Below are 17,328 nucleotides of genomic sequence, written 5' to 3' on the forward strand. Positions count from 1 at the left end.
TAGCTCCTCCATGTTATATTTCTGATGTCTAATATTAAACATCCTATAATTTTACATTAAAGCATAAAATATTACATGAGGGGAGGATATAAAGTCATGGAAACGAAGGAAGGCATAAAGTTTAATATCGAGCAAGAACGGCATAAGCTTCATAAGATGAAGCAGCGGTATCGTGATTTTAATCATCCTAAAGTCCTCGGTCAATCGATCGTGCTTGATGAGTTGATTAATCAATATAACCGATTTCTTAAAGAAAACAAGCCGATTGCGTAAACAACCGACTTAAAGCTGAATGAAGATTCTTTTTATAGATCGTAAAGTCTCGCGGCGTTCTCATAAAAAATCCTGCGAGCCTCGGATATGGACAGCCCCTGAAGCTCCGCCCATGCCGCAGCCACAGCAGCCGTCATCCGAGGATGGGTCATCTGTCCGGTGAACGGACCTTCGAACGGCCAAGGACCATCGGTTTCGGTCATGACGAGATGATCCGGATACCTACATGCCATATCCCGAATTTCTTCCTCATAGAGGATGTCAGGCGTGAAGGAAATATAGTATCCGTTACCGGCCATCCGCTGCAAGGTGTCACGGGAGCCCTTGAACCAATGGAAATGGGCACGAGTGACGCCGTATTTTTCGAGCAAATCACATGCGATATCCGCATCTTCATATACAGCGTGCAGAATCACCGGTTTATGATGCTTTTTAGCAAATGCTATAAATTGCTCCAATAGATAGGCGTAAGGGCGGTTATCCCAAGGTCGGCCCTTCGATTCAGCCTCCAGCCTGGCGTAATAGGGGAGACCCACCTCTCCTACGGCGACCATCTCATCGGCATGCTCTGCCATCCAATCCAGCAGCTCTTCGGTTTCGTTCGTGGAAGGGAGGTGCTGCTCCGGATGATAACCGAAAGCCGGCCGCACCATCGGTCCGTACTGCCTGGCCAGCTCCAGGTTTCGCTTGCAGGAAGCCAGATGCATGGAGACGGAGATAACGGATTGAACCTCATGATGACGGATATCCGCGAGAATCGCTTGTTGATCGGATAACGAATAGCTGTCCAGATGAATATGAGTGTCCAACAGTGGTAAATTGGCTTCACTTTGCGTGAATGATTTCATCGTTACATAACCTCGCTTGTAAGCTTCCACGAAGCGCTTGGCTAATCATGGATGTATGTATTCCGCTGGCCTTAATCGGTCAGCGCTTATGCTGTTCTTCCCGCATGATGGCGGAAATTTCGGTTTTTAATGCGATGAAGGACGGATCCATCAGGATGTTTTCCCGGCGCGGGCGGGAGAAAGGGACTTCTACCCGTTTCAAGATGGTTCCGGGCCGGGCTGACAGGATATAGATGCTGTCCGAAAGGAGCAGTGCCTCCTCGATATGATGGGTAATCATCAGCACCGAACGGCGCGTATCCTCCCAGATATCGAGCAGCCAGCGCTGCATATCGCTGCGCGTCAGCGCATCCAATGCGCTGAACGGTTCATCCAGGCACATGACTTCCTGGGGACTCATTAGTGCGCGCAGAAAAGCCGCCCGCTGCTGCATTCCGCCTGAAAGGGTGTGCGGATACGCCTTCTCGAAGCCGGTGAGGCCGGCCCGTTCCATCCAGCTGCGGGCATGTTCCCTGGCAGCGGCTTTCGTGGTGCCTCTCAGCTCCTCGGGAAGGAGCACATTGTCCTCCACCGTACGCCAAGGGAACAGGGCTGGCTGTTGAGGCATATAGGCGATGCGGCCTTTTTCCCCGGTCACGTCCTGACCATCCATGAGGACCGAACCCGTATCCGGAGCGGTTAATCCCCCGATGATATGGAAGAGTGTGCTCTTTCCGCTGCCTGAAGGACCGATCAAGGAGACGAATTCCCCGGGTTGTACCTGAAGCGAAAGGCCATCCAGTACATGCACTTCGCTGCGCCGGTCGCGGAAGGTTTTCCGAAGGCTGCGAACCTCGAGGGCAGGTGCTGATGAGACCGACGCAGTGGACGGGTAAGCCCCGTCCTGCACAGGCAGGGATACTTGAGGTGTCATATCGATAAATGGCCTCTTTTCATATAAGATTCGAAATGTCTATTCACAAGGGGCTCAACCTTTTCGATTCCAGCGGATGAGCCGCTTCTCCAGCAGGGTGATCAGCAGCACCATCAGCAGGCTGAGCAAGACGATGACCAGGATGGCAACAAATACCCGATCCGTGCGGTAGCCGGATTTTTGCAGCATCATGTAGTAGCCGATTCCCCGGTCCGAGCCGATCCATTCCCCGATAACCGCCCCCATCACCGAATAGGTGGCCGCAATTCGAATCCCGGAGAAGATGGAGGGAAGGGCATGCGGCAGCTCCAGCTTGGTGAAAATTTGCCACGAGGTAGCCCCCGCCATCTGCATATAATTCATCATGGTGCGGTCGGTACGTGCGAGTCCATCCAGGGCCGCAACAGCGACAGGGAAGAAGCAGACCAGCGTAATCACGATAACCTTGGGCAGCATGCCGAAGCCGAACCAAATCATGAGAAGCGGGGCTAGGGCGATTGTCGGCACATTTTGGCTAAGAATAAGAAGCGGATAAAGGGCGGTTTTGAGAAAAGGCACCATGTGCAGTGCCAGCGAGATGATTAGACCGATTGCCGTACCGATTATAAAGCCGATCAGGGTTAATTGCAGGGTGGCCGCTGTATGCTGGAAGAGACCGGAAGCTCCAGTAACGGCCTCATGCCCGATGGCCGTCGGTGCAGGCAAAATAAAGGGTTCAATGTCGAACACGGATACTGCCGCCTGCCATACCACCAAAAAGAAGAGAACCGCCACAACGGGCGGCCAAACAGAACTCCACCAGCTTCTCATGGACGGTATTTCTCAGTCAGCTTATCCATGCTGATGCCGCTTGGATGATGCGCGATTTTGACCTGGGATATGATGCTGGGACTGCCCGCATTCACCAGCGCCTCGTGCATGCGCTCAACGATCCTGAGCAGCTCGGAGAGCTCTCCTTCCATGGTCGTTTCGAGTGCATGAACCTCGTATTTCACGCCTGATTCCTGAATAACCTTGATCGCTTCATCTACATAAGGGATGCTGTCGGTCCCGTTTGGCGTTCTCGGTATTACTTGAATGCTCAAGAGAGTATTCGCCATATAAACTCATCCTTTCGTGCAAGCTGTATTGTAATGGAAGAGAGGCGGCCTGCTGCAAAGGCCGTCTCTCTTCTTTAATATAGAAATAACCTTATGGCTTCTCCGGTAAAAATTCATTGGTAAATGCGCTGTCAGCGTCAAGCTCCTTCTCCAGCAGCTTGCGCTCAAACATCCAGTCTGCGTACCCCGACCATACTTCGGCTTTCTGTTCGCCCCAGCGGGATGCATCATCCTGATAACGGGGGCTCAGCCATTTCTGGCTGGCGAGAACCAGTTCGGCATCCAGGTCGGGAACAGCCTTCGTCAGCAGGGCTGCCGCATCTTCGGGATGTTGAATCGCATAGTCGTATCCTTTTGAAGTCGCCCGCATGAACGCTTTGACAAGCTCAGGGTCTTCCTGGATCTGCTTCTCGTTCGTTACGATCACCGGTGTGTAATAATCAAGCTGCTTGGAGTAGTCCTTCACATAAATCATGTCAAGCGGCTCATTGCGAAGCTCGGCTTCAATACCCGTCCAAGCATAGAAAATCCAGGCGAAATCAATGTCGCGTTTGACGGCCGTAAAATAATCGGCATCGCCCATATTGACCATATTCACCTTGCTGACATCGGCACCATCGATCTCCATGATGGACTTCATAACCGCTTCCTCCACAGGCGAACCCCAGCCGCCATAGGATTTCCCTTCAAAATCGCCTGCCTTCAAGATGCCTTTATCCTTGGGAGCCGCAAAGCCGGATGTATTATGCTGAATGATCGCTGCGATGGAAACGAGCGGCAATCCTTGGGTTCTGGCCAGCGTTACGCCTTCCTGATAGCTGATGCCAAACGGCACATTTCCGGATGCGACCAGCGTATCCGTTCCGCCTGCTCCCGGCTGGACGATCTGGACATTAAGCCCTTCTTCCTCATAATACCCAAGCTCCTTCGCTGCATACAGGCCGGTGTGATTCGTATTGGCAGACCAATCGAGCATCAGCTGTACGTCACGGAGCTTCCCGGAAGTCTGACTGTCCTCACCTGCGGCGCCTGTCTTCTTGTTCTCTCCGCTTGTACCGCATCCGGACGCAACCATCAGCAGGACGCAAGCGAGAAGCAGCGGAATCCATCTTCCCTTCTTCATCGTTTCTTCTCTCCTTTAAGTTCTCTTTCTATTACCTCGCAACTCCACAAAAAAAACGCCCTGATGATATCAGGACGCATGACGGCGTAAGTGTATACCACGGCAAATAAATAGCTGCCGCAAACATGGGCTTCCTACGCTGGCATTACCCAGATCAGGTGTAAGGGTCAGTATCATATCGGATACACTCTCAGCCGGCCAAATTCCAGCTCCCCCGGTATTTATGAAGTTTCGATCATTACATCCGCTATTATAGTCCTAACACAGCAGACCTGTCTAGTTCGAAGAGGCGCGAACGTGACAGGTCTTTGTTAGAACACTAATGCAATGGGAGAATTAATTGATGCTATGAACCTTTCACAAGGTAAAGTGTTTGAATACGGCTTCTACGCAGAGATTAGCGCTGGAAGAACTCAATCCATTCTCCTTCGGGACCGTGCACGAAGAAATAGCGGTACCCGTTCGGAAGCGTCACGATTTCCTCGTCCAAGTGAGGAACGTCAAGTCCCTGCACACGGGCATATTCCTCTTCAATGTTATCCGTGCTGACTGCAAAATGATGTACCGTTCCTTCCGAAGGCAGCGTGTCGCTGTATCCCTGAATAAGCTCGACTTCCGTCTCGTTGCTGCCGTTAAATCCTAGGAACGCCAGCTGGATGACGCCATTAGTATGGGTCAGGCGGTCCTTCAGCTCAAGTCCGACTACGGATGTATAGAAGGCGATTGTAGCTTCAAGGTCCCGGACAACAATACCAACATGATCCAATCGTTTCTGTGACATGGTTCAACACCCCTTCCGATTCATATAAGATATGACTGAAATATTATCATATAATTCCTATACGTCAAGTGGGTGTTATGTTGTTTGTGCACAGACTAATAAGATGATTTTTCTTTCATTTCCTCATCTTTACTTTTGGGTGGGCAAAAAGTATCATGAGAAATAGATATGTTAATTCAAAAGACCTAACACACTTAAAGTGAACCAGCGTACCTTTTGGCCGAGGAGGAATGCTTATGAGTCCAACTCCAGCAGATCATCTGTGGATTCGACTCGCCATAATATATGCATTCATTCAGATAATGATCGCTCTGTGGATGCCTGATGCTTTATCGCTTCAGCGTGTACTAGTCATTATTTCTCCTGCAGCCGCTTCCGTTTATTTAATGCGGATCCGTCGGCGTTTTGAGGTTCATCTTCGCAGGTTTTGGCTTATTGTGAGTCTCGGATTGATGGGGGAGGCAGTGGCCCGAACCCTCCACGCATGCAATATCTGGTTTGGAAAAGAGAACGCTTTCCTGCCAGTTCTAACCCATTTGTTCTGGGGGCTCGAACTTATCCTGTTCGCAAGTTCTCTCATTTATTTATTCCGGCATGTTCAGGGTTCGTTTCGGGGGCTGCGGTTTATGCTGGATATCCTGATTGTTGGCATAGCGGTCATGACGGTAGGATGGGAATATTTCATCAAGCCTGAGCTTCAGGGTCTGGTCCATGAGGCAGTATGGGGAAACCTTTGGGTGGACATGCTGTATCCACTGTGCGCAATGGTACTTATTTTTTTTACACTGGTGTTGTATTTTAATACCGGACAGTTAAGGAAATGGGCGGCCATCCTGTTATGTCTTGGCGGAAGTACATTTATTGCCGGAGATGTTCTGTACATCTATCTCGTTGATCTTTTGGATATCGAGGTTCGCTCCTACCTGTATCCACTCTATACGTTATCGGTATTTTTCATTAGTTTCGCAGGCGGACAGTCCGCTCCTGAAACCCGTAATCCATCTGTTGGCGAGCGGGAGCCTCGTTCAACCGGAAACCTGATCGTAAGGTACCTGCTTCCCTACAGCGTGCTCGGCGGGATGTTTGCCCTTATGGCGCAGCATTTTGGAGGGTGGACTGGACTGTTTACCGGCCTTTCCCTGTGCGTTATCCTGATCTTGTTCAGGCAGATTTTGATCCAGTTCGAGAACGACCGCTTGTTGGACCGACTGCATGAAAGTCTGATGCAGAGTGAATCCCTGGCACATCGCGATGATCTTACGGGGCTGTATAATCGTCGTTATTTTAATGCAAGGCTGTCAAGTTCGCTGAAGGAGGCGGACCGCACAGGTTCCCGTGTAGGCTTGCTGTATATGGATATGAATCGTTTCAAACGAGTCAATGACCGATACGGCCACCGTGCCGGCGATTTGTTGATACGAAAGGTTGCAGACCGGCTTCAATCACTCGAATCCAAGGGAGTTTTGGTTTCCCGTTTAGGAGGAGACGAATTCACAGTCATGATCCATCCGGCCGGTGATGATCAGGAGCTGATCTGGATGGCGGAGGAGATCTGGACGATGCTTAGTGAGCCGTACGAGCTGGAAGGGCATGAGGTCCGAACCACGCCGAGTATCGGTATTGCGGTTTATCCAGATCATGCCAGAAATGACCAGGAGCTGATTGGTCGTGCGGATGCAGCGATGTATGCGGCGAAGGAACGGAACGCCCCCTGGCATTTTGATGTAGAGCGGACGATGCTGCTGCAGCTTTTGGATCAAAAGGTGAGTAGATGAATGTATGACCATAGTATCGACAACAGGTTGTTAAAAGCAATATAAGTCGATTTTTGTAGAATTTGATGCAATCATTGCACGAATCTTGCGCATTTCTCTTAAAATAGGTCATAACTTCGATATAAAATCCATAAAATGCAAAGAAATCATATTCAAAATGCCGATAAGAAGCATAGTGAGAGCTAGCTTGCCAAGGAGGACGAACATGATTTGCGACAATTGCAGCACCTTTGAACCGATTGAGGACCAGGGGACCATTCATATGAAGCCTGCAAGTGGTGAGCTTATTCAGTTGCTGGCAGTGAACGGCTACACGGTACAAGAGAACAATGAGGGTTGTGCTGTGAACTACAAGGTACGTGCGGACCTGATCTCTATGATGAAGTGTCTGCAGCCCCTTCCGCTGAAGATTCGTCAAGAGCTGTCCTTCTGTGTTACCGGTGGAGAAGCTCCGCAAATCCGGCATTCGTGGACCCCTATGCAGAAGTTCGAACTGCAGATGGAGCATTACGATATGGTGAGTATCATTTTACATAAGCAGTTTACGAGCTACATGCAGCCCATCGTGGATACATCCGAGCAGATCGTGGCCTACGAATTTCTCCTTCGTCCGGTAGAGTGGGGAGCCAGATTCCAGCCGTATGAGCTGTTTGAGACAGCCCGTAAAACCGGATTGCATGCATTTCTGGACCGGGCAGCACGAACCAGTGCCATTGAGACCAGTGCCGAGTGGCTTCCTATCGGCGTGAAGCGATTCGTGAACTTCCTGCCATCCTCCATATATGATGCGGAGATGTGTCTAAGCCACACCTTTAATACCATAGACAGGCTCCATCTGGATCCGAGGGATTTCGTATTTGAGGTCGTGGAAACCGAGAAGATTGATGATGTTAAGCATTTGCAATCGATTTTCGAGGTTTATCGCAGTCATGGAATCTCGGTAGCCATGGATGACGTCGGCGCAGGGTATTCCACATTGGAACAGATGATTAAGCTTAAGCCGGATTATGTAAAGATCGACCGGAGTCTGATCGACCATTGCGATCGTAATCCCGCCCAGCAGAAGCAGCTCAAAATGATCACCAACATGGCTCATGATTTTGGGGCCATGGTGCTGGCTGAAGGCATTGAGAGACGGGAGGAGTTTCATTTTTGCCGAGAAATCGGGATCGAGCTCTCGCAGGGGTATTTGTTTGGGAAGCCATCTGAACGGCCTCCGCGTGACCTCATTCTCAACTAATCTATTCATAGCATACATAATCGGCAATTCCCCCGCCATCTTGATGCGGAGCTTTGGCATCTGATTGCCGCAGCCTTTGGCTGAGTTCAGACAATACAGATGCTTGGCATGGATGAAGACGGGTCCTTCAAGAAGGAGTAATGATGATGTCTGAAGGCCCGTTTTCTGTAAAAACAAGAGCCCTGGAGTGTTCTCCAGGGCTCTTGTTTTTATATAGTTCGGGGTAGCCATTGATTGAACAAGTTTGCTTGTTATCTTGCGGCTGTTACCTCTCCAAATCCGTTGATACTGTATTCCTTGCCATTCACGTTCAGGACAGCCGGCGTATCCGTTTCGTTCACGATGATGGTTTCCTTGCCTTTGACGTTGACCTTCAGGCGGGACCCGCGGAACATCACTTTGAAGGAGAAGGAAGACCAGTGGCCTGGAATGAATGGATTCAAATGCAATACACCATCCTTCACACGCAAGCCGCCGAAGCCATGCACAACGGACATCCAGGTTCCCGCCATGCTGGTTGTATGACAGCCGTCCTCGGTATCGTTGTTGTAGTTGTCCAGATCCAGGCGAGATGTACGGAGGTACATCTCGTACGCCTTCTCCTGGTACCCAAGCTCGCACGCGAGAATGGAGTGTACGCATGGCGAGAGGGAGGACTCATGTACCGTGAACGGTTCATAGAAGTCGAAGTTGCGTTTTTTCGTAGCCAAGTCGTACTGATCGCCAAGGAAGAACAATCCTTGCAGCACGTCAGCCTGCTTAATGTATACCGAACGCAGAATGCGGTCCCAGGACCAGTTCTGATTCAGGGGCAGGTGGGCTGGGTCCAATTGCTTCACCGGAACAAGCTCCTTGTTGAGGAATCCGTCCTGCTGCAGGAATACGCCGAGCTCCTCATCTATCGGGTAGTACATTTTGCTGATGATATCCTGCCATTTGGTTGTCTCGACATCCTGCAGCGCAAGCTTCGCCGTAAGCTCGGCATAGCGGGAATTCTCGTTCTCTTTCAAATATTCGAGCACGTCGAGCGTGTATTCCATCGTCCAGCTGGCAATCCGGTTTGTGTACCAGTTGTTGTTCACGTTGTTCTCATACTCGTTCGGACCGGTAACGCCGAGCATCATATACTGATCCTTCGCTGGCACGTAATTCACGCGCTCTTCCCAGAAACGGGAGATTTCCACGAGCACTTCCAGACCGTATTGGCCGAGGTAAGAGAAGTCGCCGGTATAGTTGACATAGTTGTAGATGGCATAGGCAATCGCCCCGTTACGGTGAATTTCCTCAAAGGTAATCTCCCACTCGTTATGACACTCTTCGCCGTTCATCGTCACCATAGGATAGAGAGCGCCTTTGGTAAAGCCGAGCTTCTTGGCGTTTTCCTTCGCTTTTTCCAGGTGCTTATAACGATAAATCAGCAAGTTGCGCGAGATGCTGGCATCCGCGGTGCTCAAGTAGAACGGCAGGCAATACGCCTCGGTATCCCAGTAGGTACTGCCGCCGTATTTTTCCCCGGTGAAGCCCTTCGGCCCGATATTCAGGCGGTCGTCTTCGCCGCTGTAGGTTTGGTTCAGTTGGAAGATGTTAAAGCGGATCGCTTGTTGGGCTGCTACATCGCCTTCAATGACGATATCACTTTCCTTCCATTTATCGCCCCATGCATCGGCCTGCTCCTTCAGCAGCAACTCAAATCCGGTCCGGGCCGCCGGCTCCAGCACAGCACGTGCAGCATCCACCAATTCGCCGAATCCATGATTGCGGGAAGTAACATTAGCCACATATTTATAGATGGCGATGACTTCACCTTCAGACACGGGTATGCCTACGCGGTTCCCCGCATATTTCTCTTTCTCCACCAGTTCCGCTTGAAGTTCCAGCTTCTCGCCGTTCTTTAAAATCGCATAAGACATGACGGAGGTTACATGGAAATCGAGCTTCTTGGTTTTTACAGTCAATGCGGCCGAACCTTGCGCAGCTTCCTTGAATACTTCAAGCCAGAATTTCTCGTCATAGTTGGAGTCCTTGTTCTTCACATCGCCATCGAGATAAGGGGTAATCGTAATCTCACCACTGAAATTGAGTGGGGTAACTGCATAACGGATGGCACCAATCTCATGGCGTACGATGCTGACAAAACGAACAGCTTCAACCTTGAGTTCTTTGCCGTCTTCCATGACAGCGGTGAAACTGCGGGAAAGGAAGCCTTCCTTCATGTTCAGCTCACGCACAAAATCCTTCACCGTGCTCTTGGCTAGATCAAGCGGCGCGCCGTCGATTTCAATGCCGATGCCAATCCAGTTAGTGCTGTTCAGCACTTTGGCGAAATATTCAGGATAACCGTTCTTCCACCAGCCTACACGGGTTTTATCCGGGTAATACACGCCGGCCATATAACTGCCTTGCAGGGAGGAGCCGCTGTAGGATTCCTCGAAGTTGGCGCGCTGGCCCATAAATCCATTCCCGATACTGAAGATACTCTCCGAGATCTCATGCGTGTGAGGATCAAAGCCCTCCTCAATAATTGACCATTCATCAAGCTTTAAATATTGTTTCACAATCATCGGCTCCTTTGTTTTTAGGAAAAATGGTTGCAGATCTATATGGGATGAAACTACCAGATGCCGTAAGCATGTGTACGCATTCGCTTACAACTCCTGTAGACGATCCACTGTGAATCCTTCCAGTGAGGGAAGAACGATGTTGGCCCGCCCTAAGGTTTCAGGGGAACCGATGCCGACGCTGCGCATTCCCGCGCGCGTGGCAGCTTCGATACCGGCTTCAGCATCCTCGAATACGACGCAGGCGTCAGGCCGGGCGCCAAGCTCATGAGCGCCCATCGTAAATACCTCTGGATCTGGTTTCGCTTGGGCAGTCTTCGTTCCATCGATAATGGCGTCGAAGTAAGGCGTGAGGCCGGTATTGTTCAGGATCAGCATGGCGTTTTTGCTGGCGGAGCCCAGCGCAACCTTGATGCCGCGGTCCTTCAGCGCTTGGATAAATTCGAGGGCTCCAGGTAAAATCTCGGATTCATCCATGTTGGAAATATACTCGACATACCAGGCGTTCTTCTTCTCGGCCAGTGCCAGCTTGGCGGCCTCATCCAGCTTCACTCCGCCAACCTCGAGCAGAATATCGAGGGAGGCCATGCGGCTTACTCCCTTCAGCCGTTCATTGTCCTGCTCCGTGAATTCAAAGCCGAGTTCCCCGGCAAGACGCTTCCAGGCAATGTAGTGATACTTGGCGGTATCCACCAGAACGCCGTCAAGATCAAATAAACAAGCGGATATGGATGACATGAACATCCTCCTTAACGAATTAGTGCAAACGTTTGAACCAAGCTGCAAAAATAAAGGAAGCATCACGATGCTTCTTTATTTTGAAATACTTCGTGTATCTTTCGCATTTTGGAAACACATTGTGTATCTTCCGCGATTCGATCCGGACCTTAAGATTTCGGCAGCGAAAACATCGAGGATTCGCGGATCATCAACCGGTGCGGAATGATATAACGGTGCGGCAGTATCGTGTTGTCATCGTTTCGAATGGTCTGGATCAGCGCTTGGGAAGCGGTATAACCCAGGTTATAAATCCCGATGTCCACACTGCTCAGCGGCGGGGTCGATAGTTCGGTCAAAGAGATATTGTTGAAACTGATAATGGATACATCTTCGGGTACCTTATACCCCAGCTCGTGCAGTCCCCGAAGCACGCCGAAAGATACAATATCATCAACAATGACAAGCGCCGTCGGACGTTCAGGCAGGTTCATGAAAAAGGACATGGCGCGATAGCCGCTCTCCTGAAGGAACTCGCCTTCCACAATCCACTCTTTTCTCATCTCCAGACCCGCATCGGCAAGCGCTTTGCCATAGCCTTTCATCCGGTCCTGAGATACGATCAGGTTTGGCGGGCCGCTGACAAAGCCAATCCGTTGATGTCCAAGGGAGATTAGATGCTTGGTTGCATCATAGGCAGCCTGCACATTATCGGTATCGACGGATAACAGATCCGGGTATTTCTCGCTCCGGCCGACAAGCACGAACGGATAGTTGTTGGACTTGAGAAAATCAACCACCTTATCGTCCTGCCTGGAGTATAGCAAAATGGCGCCGTCGACGCGGCGACCGTTAAGCAGCCGGGATACGGCTTCGACCTCTTCCTTCTCGTTGCCGCCCGAACTGAGAACGACGTCGTATCCGGAGCGGTTCGCTTGGGTGACGATACCGCGGATCAGTTCCATGAAGAATAAGTTGAGGAACAATTCCTCCGCAGGTTTCGGCAGAATGACACATATGCTTTCCGTCGTTTTGGAAACAAGGCTCTTGGCCATAATATTGGGATGGTAGCCCATTTCCTCCATGATCTCTTTCACCTTACGCGAGGTTTCGCGGCTGATTCTAGGATGATTGGAAAGCACCCGCGAGACGGTGGAGGGGGATACGCCCGCTCGTTTTGCGACATCTTTAATCGTTACAGACATAATAGGACCTCCAGTGGAACCGTTTGCGTTTTTTTGAAAATAAGAAAGCGACTACTGGAGTTCTCTCTTGCTTCAGAAGAGTAACTTCCGCTAATCGCGGACCGTTCTGCTTTATTTAATTGTGGGTCTGTCAGGCCCTGAGTATACATGATACCTATTGATCTAAAGCCATATTGATCCTGTAAGTTAAACGGTTTCACACTGCTATATTAACGTTAATCGATAGGCTTGTAAATACGTATCCAAGTCAGTCCAGCGCAATTATTTCACAAATGCATCAAAAAAGAAGCAAGGGTTAGAAAACTGGAGAAAGGCCGGTATTATGGCCAGAAAAGTCCGGAAAACAACTTAAAACGGCATTGTGCAAACGATTTAACAAAACAAAGAAGTGAGTTATGATATGGATGGATAAAAATGGGCCACCTATCGGAAGAACAAGATGGAATTCAAGTTGTACCACGAAATGTAACCGTTTTACTGGAAAACACTAGTGGCTTTAAATACAAACGTTTGCGCTTTCTCGGAATGCTGTAGAGATATGAAGAGATACATTTGAATACATAAATGCAGTAACTGGATGAACTTCTGCTGCTGCAGCGAACAGGAGGTAAATAATGTGATACGTTTTACATGGGGAAAACGCAGAGCTCTGCCTATATGGCTTGCCGCCATTACGCTTACCGGAAGTCTGCTGGCAGGCTGTAGCGGTACAGCGGCTCCACCGCAAGAGGAGGCCAAGCCGCCAGCGGCGCCGGAAACGAAAGAGTCGGATCCGAAAGCGCCTGCAACAGTGGAGACAGGGGAGGTGGATGAGCAGCCCTCCGACGTCTATTATGAAATTTTCGTGCGCTCATTCTATGATTCCGATGGGGATGGGATCGGTGATTTACAAGGCGTCATTGAGAAGCTGGATTATCTAAATGACGGAAATCCGGACACTACTGACGATCTTGGCGTGACGGGGATTTGGTTGATGCCGATCAATCCTTCGCCAAGCTATCACGGCTATGACGTGACCGACTATCGTTCCATCCATCCGGAGTACGGGACGCTTGATGACTTCAAGACGCTGCTTGCTGAAGCGGATAAGCGCGGGATCAAAATTATTATGGATTTGGTAGTCAATCACACAAGCACGGAGCATGCCTGGTTTAAGCAGGCTGCGAAAGACAAAGCTTCGGCGACCCGCGATTGGTACATCTGGGCCGAGGATCGAGGGAAGACCCCTTCGGGGGCCAGCGCGGCCGGCAGCGGCTCGCCTTGGCATGAGATGAACGGTGCCCATTACATGGGCACGTTCTGGGGGGGAATGCCCGATCTAAACTTCGATCATCCCAAGGTCCGCGAGGAGATGAAGGATATCGGGAAGTTCTGGCTGGAGCTCGGTGTCGATGGATTCCGGATCGATGCAGCCAAACATATTTATGAGGATCTGATGTCCGATAAGGGCGAGGCAACCACGGCCAAGAATACGGCCTGGTGGCAGGAATTCCGCGCCAGCATGAATGAGGTGAACCCGGACGCTTATATCGTAGGTGAGATTTGGGATAATTCCGCAGCGGTCATTGCCCCGTATCTCGATAAAGCGTTTGATTCCGGGTTCAATTTTAGCCTGGGCGAGAGCATCATCGGTGCTGCGATGAACGAGACGGATAACAACCTGGCCTTCACCCTGGAGCGGACTTATGGTTTGTTCAGCCAGGTATCAGGCGGCCAGTTTACGGATGCCGCATTCTTGACGAATCATGACATGAACCGTGTCATGTCGCAGCTGAAGGGCGATGAGAACCACGCCAAGATGGCCGCCGGCATTCTGTTGACCATGCCGGGCAATCCATTTATCTATTACGGAGAAGAGATCGGGATGAAGGGAGCGAAGCCGGACGAACAAATCCGCGAGCCGATGATCTGGTCCAATACGGGCAGCGATAAGGGTCAGGCGACCTGGGAGCCGCTTAAGCATAACCGGGGCGATCAGGTACAGGGCGTGGAGCAACAGACGGGCGACCCGGATTCTCTGTTATCCCGGTACCGCACGTTGATCCGCTGGCGGAATGATATGCCTGCGCTGAACAGCGGCACGATCGAATCCTATGCTTCCGGCAATGGGCAGGTGATGGCTTATATCCGCCGTACCCAGGACAACAAAGCCCTTGTTGTCCATAACCTGTCAGGCGAAGAGCAGACGGTCGATTTGGCGGCAAAGAGCGGGGAATCGCCATTCCAATCCTTGTCGAAAACAACGGATGATAGAGCGACAATAAACGGCAGCAGCTTAACGTTGCCGCCTTATACGACCGTCATATTGGAGTAGGTCGCAGCTTGTCTATTGCAGTGGAACACCCAAAGACCCCGAGCCCCTTGGAAGGAGGTGTGCTCGGGGTCTTTTTGACCGTTAGGATGCCCTCCGCATGAGCCTGGAAGGCGTAAATGTCTAGGCTTGAAACTGCCGTAAATATCTGGCTGTTAGGGAATTCGGGTTCTTCAGCAGATCGTCCGGTTTGCCAGAGAACAGGATATTCCCGCCGTCTTGCCCCGCGCCGGGTCCCATGTCAATAATCCAATCGGCCTGGCTGATGATATCCAGATTATGCTCGATCACAATGACCGTGCTGTTCAGACGGACAAGGCGGTTGATGATGGACATTAGCCGCTCGCAATCGGACAGATGGAGCCCGGTCGAGGGTTCGTCCAGTACATAAATTTCACCTTTCTTATCAAGCTCGGCCGCCAGCTTCACCCGCTGCCGTTCCCCTCCCGATAGCGTGCTTAAGGGCTGACCGAGCGTCAAGTAGCCCAGTCCAACATGCTGAATGCGCTGAAGCGCGGCCACGATTCCTTGTTCCGTGAAATAATCCAGCGCTTCGTCGGTGGTCATGGCGAGCACGTCATTGATGTTTTTACCGCGAAGTTGATAGCGCAGAACGTCATCATGAAAGCGGCGGCCTCGGCAGGCTTCGCAAACGGTAACCAGGCTGTCCATAAAAGCCAGATCCATCGTAATCGTGCCGGAGCCGTTGCACACCGGACAAGCCCCCTTGGCATTAAAGCTGAACAGGGATGGGCTTACCTGATTCTCGTCGGCGAACAGCTTGCGAATGGCATCAAAAATGCCGGTAAACGTAGCGATATTGGAGCGGTTGGATGCCTGAATCATGTCCTGATTAATAATGATGGCCTCCGGATAAACGTTTGGCAGCACCTGGTTAATGAGCGTGCTTTTGCCTGACCCGGCAACGCCTGTTACCACCGTCAGCACCCCGGCTGGAATGCTCACAGACACCTGCTTCAGATTGTGAAGGGAGGCGTCCTCAATGTGCAGCCATCCGGCCGGCTCCCGGACCGAGGACTTTAACCGGGCGCGTTGACTGAGATATTTACCTGTCAGTGTGTTGGCGTGCTGCAACCCTTCCGGATCCCCCTCATACACGATCGTACCGCCAGCGGAGCCGGCTCGGGGTCCCATATCTACAATATGATCCGCAATCCGGATGACGTCGGGATCATGCTCCACGATGATGACCGTGTTTCCCTTATCCCGAAGCTGTCGCAGCAGGCGGTTCATGTTGTGCACATCGTGCGGATGCAGGCCGATGCTGGGCTCGTCAAAAATATACGTTAAATCCGTCAAGCTGCTCCCCAGCTGGCGGACCATTTTGATGCGCTGGGACTCGCCGCCGGACAGGGTTGCGGTTTCCCGGTCCATCGTCAGGTAGCCGATCCCGACCAGAAGCAGCTGCTCCAGCCGAGTTATGCAGGTTTCCACGATGGTTGCTGCCGCCGGATCCTGGATTGTGTGCAAAAAGGCGATCAACTCATTGACCTGCATCCGTGCACAGTCGGCGATGGAGGTTCCGTTGATTTTGCAGGAGAGCACCTCCTGATTCAGTCTTCCGCCGTGGCATAACGGGCAGGCGGTCTCGGCCACCACTTGATCGATGGCTTCCCTATATGTCCTCGCATCCCGTGAATCCTTACTCAGGAATGTCCGCTCGAATCGGGGGATAATGCCTTCATAATACGAGGTGGGCGGCCATTCCTCCGTCGGGTTCGGCGGTTTAAAGCCGGTTTTGTACAGCAGCGTGTCCCATTCTTCCTCGGTGTAATCCTTCAGCTTCTTATCATTATCAAATAGGCCTGTGGCGACATAACGCTTCCAGCGGAACTCCCCCGGACGGAATGTCGGGAACCGGATGGGGCCTTCGTTCAGCGATTTCTCCTTATCGATCAAGTTCTCGATCCGAAAGCTGTTCACTTTGCCCAGTCCCTCGCAATGAGGGCACATGCCTTGCGGGTTGTTAAAGGAAAATACGTCCGAATATCCGACGAAGGGCCGGCCGATCCGGGAGAATAACAAGCGCAGCAAGGAATGGATATCGGTGATGGTTCCAACGGTTGAACGGGCATTGCCGCCGATTCTTTTCTGATTGACGACGATGGCCACCGACAGGTTCTCAACCGAATCGACCTCCGGCTGCCCATAATGCGGGAGGCGATGACGGATAAAACTGGAATACGTCTCATTCAACTGACGCTGGGATTCCGCGGCAATCGTATCGAAAACCATGGCGGATTTGCCGGAACCGGACACGCCGGTGAATACCGTGATTTGTTTTTTGGGAATGGTCAGGCTCACGTTACGCAGGTTTTTGTTTCGGGCACCGTTTACCTTGATGAACTGTTCCATGTGGTTGCTCATCATGAGGGCTCCTTTCTTGTATCGTTTTGACCTGGACACAGCAATAGCATATCTTATAAACATGACAATTCTTGTCTAGTTATTGCTTGTGAGGTG

Annotated in this window: 14 protein-coding genes and 1 riboswitch; of the genes, 4 read left to right on the plus strand and 10 right to left on the minus strand. The window is 51.1% G+C overall.

Translation table 11 applies throughout. The annotated features are described in order from the left end of the window. Window positions 1-96 precede the first annotated feature (96 nt). The gene (locus NYE54_RS03230; RefSeq protein ID WP_076322303.1) at window positions 97-273 is read left to right on the plus strand and encodes an aspartyl-phosphate phosphatase Spo0E family protein; all 177 of its coding nucleotides are present in this window, start codon (window positions 97-99) and stop codon (window positions 271-273) included. Between the two features lie 32 nt (window positions 274-305). Here NYE54_RS03230 and NYE54_RS03235 read toward each other — a convergent pair whose 3' ends face one another. From NYE54_RS03235 to NYE54_RS03260, 6 genes are all read right to left on the minus strand, one after another. Then, window positions 306-1,121: a TatD family hydrolase gene (locus tag NYE54_RS03235; RefSeq protein WP_339269980.1), complete on the minus strand. Its 816-nt coding sequence runs from the start codon at window positions 1,119-1,121 to the stop codon at window positions 306-308. A gap of 79 nt (window positions 1,122-1,200) precedes the next feature. After that, window positions 1,201-2,034: an ABC transporter ATP-binding protein gene (locus NYE54_RS03240; protein WP_339269982.1), complete on the minus strand. Its 834-nt coding sequence runs from the start codon at window positions 2,032-2,034 to the stop codon at window positions 1,201-1,203. Between the two features lie 54 nt (window positions 2,035-2,088). Further along, on the minus strand, window positions 2,089-2,844 hold the full coding sequence (locus NYE54_RS03245; protein ID WP_339269984.1) for an ABC transporter permease: 756 nt from the start codon (window positions 2,842-2,844) through the stop codon (window positions 2,089-2,091). Next, window positions 2,841-3,134, minus strand: coding sequence for an MTH1187 family thiamine-binding protein (locus NYE54_RS03250; protein ID WP_339269986.1), 294 nt, complete (start codon window positions 3,132-3,134; stop codon window positions 2,841-2,843). The genes NYE54_RS03245 and NYE54_RS03250 overlap by 4 nt, the downstream gene beginning before the upstream one ends. Before the next feature lie 91 nt (window positions 3,135-3,225). Continuing rightward, window positions 3,226-4,257 (minus strand): ABC transporter substrate-binding protein, encoded by a 1,032-nt coding sequence (locus tag NYE54_RS03255; protein ID WP_339269988.1) that lies wholly within the window; start codon window positions 4,255-4,257, stop codon window positions 3,226-3,228. A 114-nt stretch (window positions 4,258-4,371) separates the two neighbouring features. Further along, window positions 4,372-4,483: riboswitch (TPP riboswitch) on the minus strand. A 171-nt stretch (window positions 4,484-4,654) separates the two neighbouring features. Continuing rightward, on the minus strand, window positions 4,655-5,038 hold the full coding sequence (locus NYE54_RS03260) for a VOC family protein (RefSeq protein WP_076322297.1): 384 nt from the start codon (window positions 5,036-5,038) through the stop codon (window positions 4,655-4,657). A 236-nt stretch (window positions 5,039-5,274) separates the two neighbouring features. On the opposite strand from NYE54_RS03260, the gene NYE54_RS03265 reads away from it, so the two are divergent. Continuing rightward, complete coding sequence (locus tag NYE54_RS03265) at window positions 5,275-6,813, plus strand: GGDEF domain-containing protein (protein ID WP_339269990.1); 1,539 nt, start codon at window positions 5,275-5,277, stop codon at window positions 6,811-6,813. Window positions 6,814-7,018: 205 nt separating this feature from the next. Next, window positions 7,019-8,053, plus strand: a complete 1,035-nt coding sequence (locus NYE54_RS03270) for an EAL domain-containing protein (protein ID WP_076322295.1) — start codon at window positions 7,019-7,021, stop codon at window positions 8,051-8,053. A 251-nt stretch (window positions 8,054-8,304) separates the two neighbouring features. Here the strand turns inward: NYE54_RS03270 and NYE54_RS03275 are convergent, their stop codons facing one another. From NYE54_RS03275 to NYE54_RS03285, 3 genes are all read right to left on the minus strand, one after another. Then, window positions 8,305-10,608 (minus strand): glycoside hydrolase family 65 protein, encoded by a 2,304-nt coding sequence (locus NYE54_RS03275; RefSeq protein ID WP_339269993.1) that lies wholly within the window; start codon window positions 10,606-10,608, stop codon window positions 8,305-8,307. Window positions 10,609-10,698: 90 nt separating this feature from the next. After that, on the minus strand, window positions 10,699-11,349 hold the full coding sequence (gene pgmB, locus NYE54_RS03280) for a beta-phosphoglucomutase (RefSeq protein ID WP_339269995.1): 651 nt from the start codon (window positions 11,347-11,349) through the stop codon (window positions 10,699-10,701). 149 nt (window positions 11,350-11,498) lie between these two features. Then, the gene (locus NYE54_RS03285; RefSeq protein WP_076322293.1) at window positions 11,499-12,533 is read right to left on the minus strand and encodes a LacI family DNA-binding transcriptional regulator; all 1,035 of its coding nucleotides are present in this window, start codon (window positions 12,531-12,533) and stop codon (window positions 11,499-11,501) included. Between the two features lie 616 nt (window positions 12,534-13,149). Between NYE54_RS03285 and NYE54_RS03290 the strand changes: the two genes are divergently transcribed. Continuing rightward, entirely contained in the window at window positions 13,150-14,847 is a 1,698-nt protein-coding gene (locus NYE54_RS03290; protein ID WP_339269997.1) for an alpha-amylase family glycosyl hydrolase, read from the plus strand. A 120-nt stretch (window positions 14,848-14,967) separates the two neighbouring features. On the opposite strand, the gene NYE54_RS03295 is transcribed toward NYE54_RS03290, so the two are convergent. Then, window positions 14,968-17,232, minus strand: a complete 2,265-nt coding sequence (locus NYE54_RS03295) for an excinuclease ABC subunit UvrA (RefSeq protein WP_339269998.1) — start codon at window positions 17,230-17,232, stop codon at window positions 14,968-14,970. Window positions 17,233-17,328 lie beyond the last annotated feature (96 nt).

The organism is Paenibacillus sp. FSL K6-1330, assembly GCF_037976825.1.
Classification (GTDB): domain Bacteria; phylum Bacillota; class Bacilli; order Paenibacillales; family Paenibacillaceae; genus Paenibacillus_AQ.

Excerpts from the sequence above, each read along its gene's own strand:
- NYE54_RS03230 (WP_076322303.1), top strand. The coding sequence starts at position 97 with ATGGAAACGAAGGAAGGCATAAAGTTTAATATCGAGCAAGAACGGCAT.
- NYE54_RS03235 (WP_339269980.1), bottom strand. The coding sequence starts at position 1,121 with ATGAAATCATTCACGCAAAGTGAAGCCAATTTACCACTGTTGGACACT.
- NYE54_RS03240 (WP_339269982.1), bottom strand. The coding sequence starts at position 2,034 with ATGACACCTCAAGTATCCCTGCCTGTGCAGGACGGGGCTTACCCGTCC.
- NYE54_RS03245 (WP_339269984.1), bottom strand. The coding sequence starts at position 2,844 with ATGAGAAGCTGGTGGAGTTCTGTTTGGCCGCCCGTTGTGGCGGTTCTC.
- NYE54_RS03250 (WP_339269986.1), bottom strand. The coding sequence starts at position 3,134 with ATGGCGAATACTCTCTTGAGCATTCAAGTAATACCGAGAACGCCAAAC.
- NYE54_RS03255 (WP_339269988.1), bottom strand. The coding sequence starts at position 4,257 with ATGAAGAAGGGAAGATGGATTCCGCTGCTTCTCGCTTGCGTCCTGCTG.
- NYE54_RS03260 (WP_076322297.1), bottom strand. The coding sequence starts at position 5,038 with ATGTCACAGAAACGATTGGATCATGTTGGTATTGTTGTCCGGGACCTT.
- NYE54_RS03265 (WP_339269990.1), top strand. The coding sequence starts at position 5,275 with ATGAGTCCAACTCCAGCAGATCATCTGTGGATTCGACTCGCCATAATA.
- NYE54_RS03270 (WP_076322295.1), top strand. The coding sequence starts at position 7,019 with ATGATTTGCGACAATTGCAGCACCTTTGAACCGATTGAGGACCAGGGG.
- pgmB (WP_339269995.1), bottom strand. The coding sequence starts at position 11,349 with ATGTCATCCATATCCGCTTGTTTATTTGATCTTGACGGCGTTCTGGTG.
- NYE54_RS03285 (WP_076322293.1), bottom strand. The coding sequence starts at position 12,533 with ATGTCTGTAACGATTAAAGATGTCGCAAAACGAGCGGGCGTATCCCCC.
- NYE54_RS03295 (WP_339269998.1), bottom strand. The coding sequence starts at position 17,232 with ATGAGCAACCACATGGAACAGTTCATCAAGGTAAACGGTGCCCGAAAC.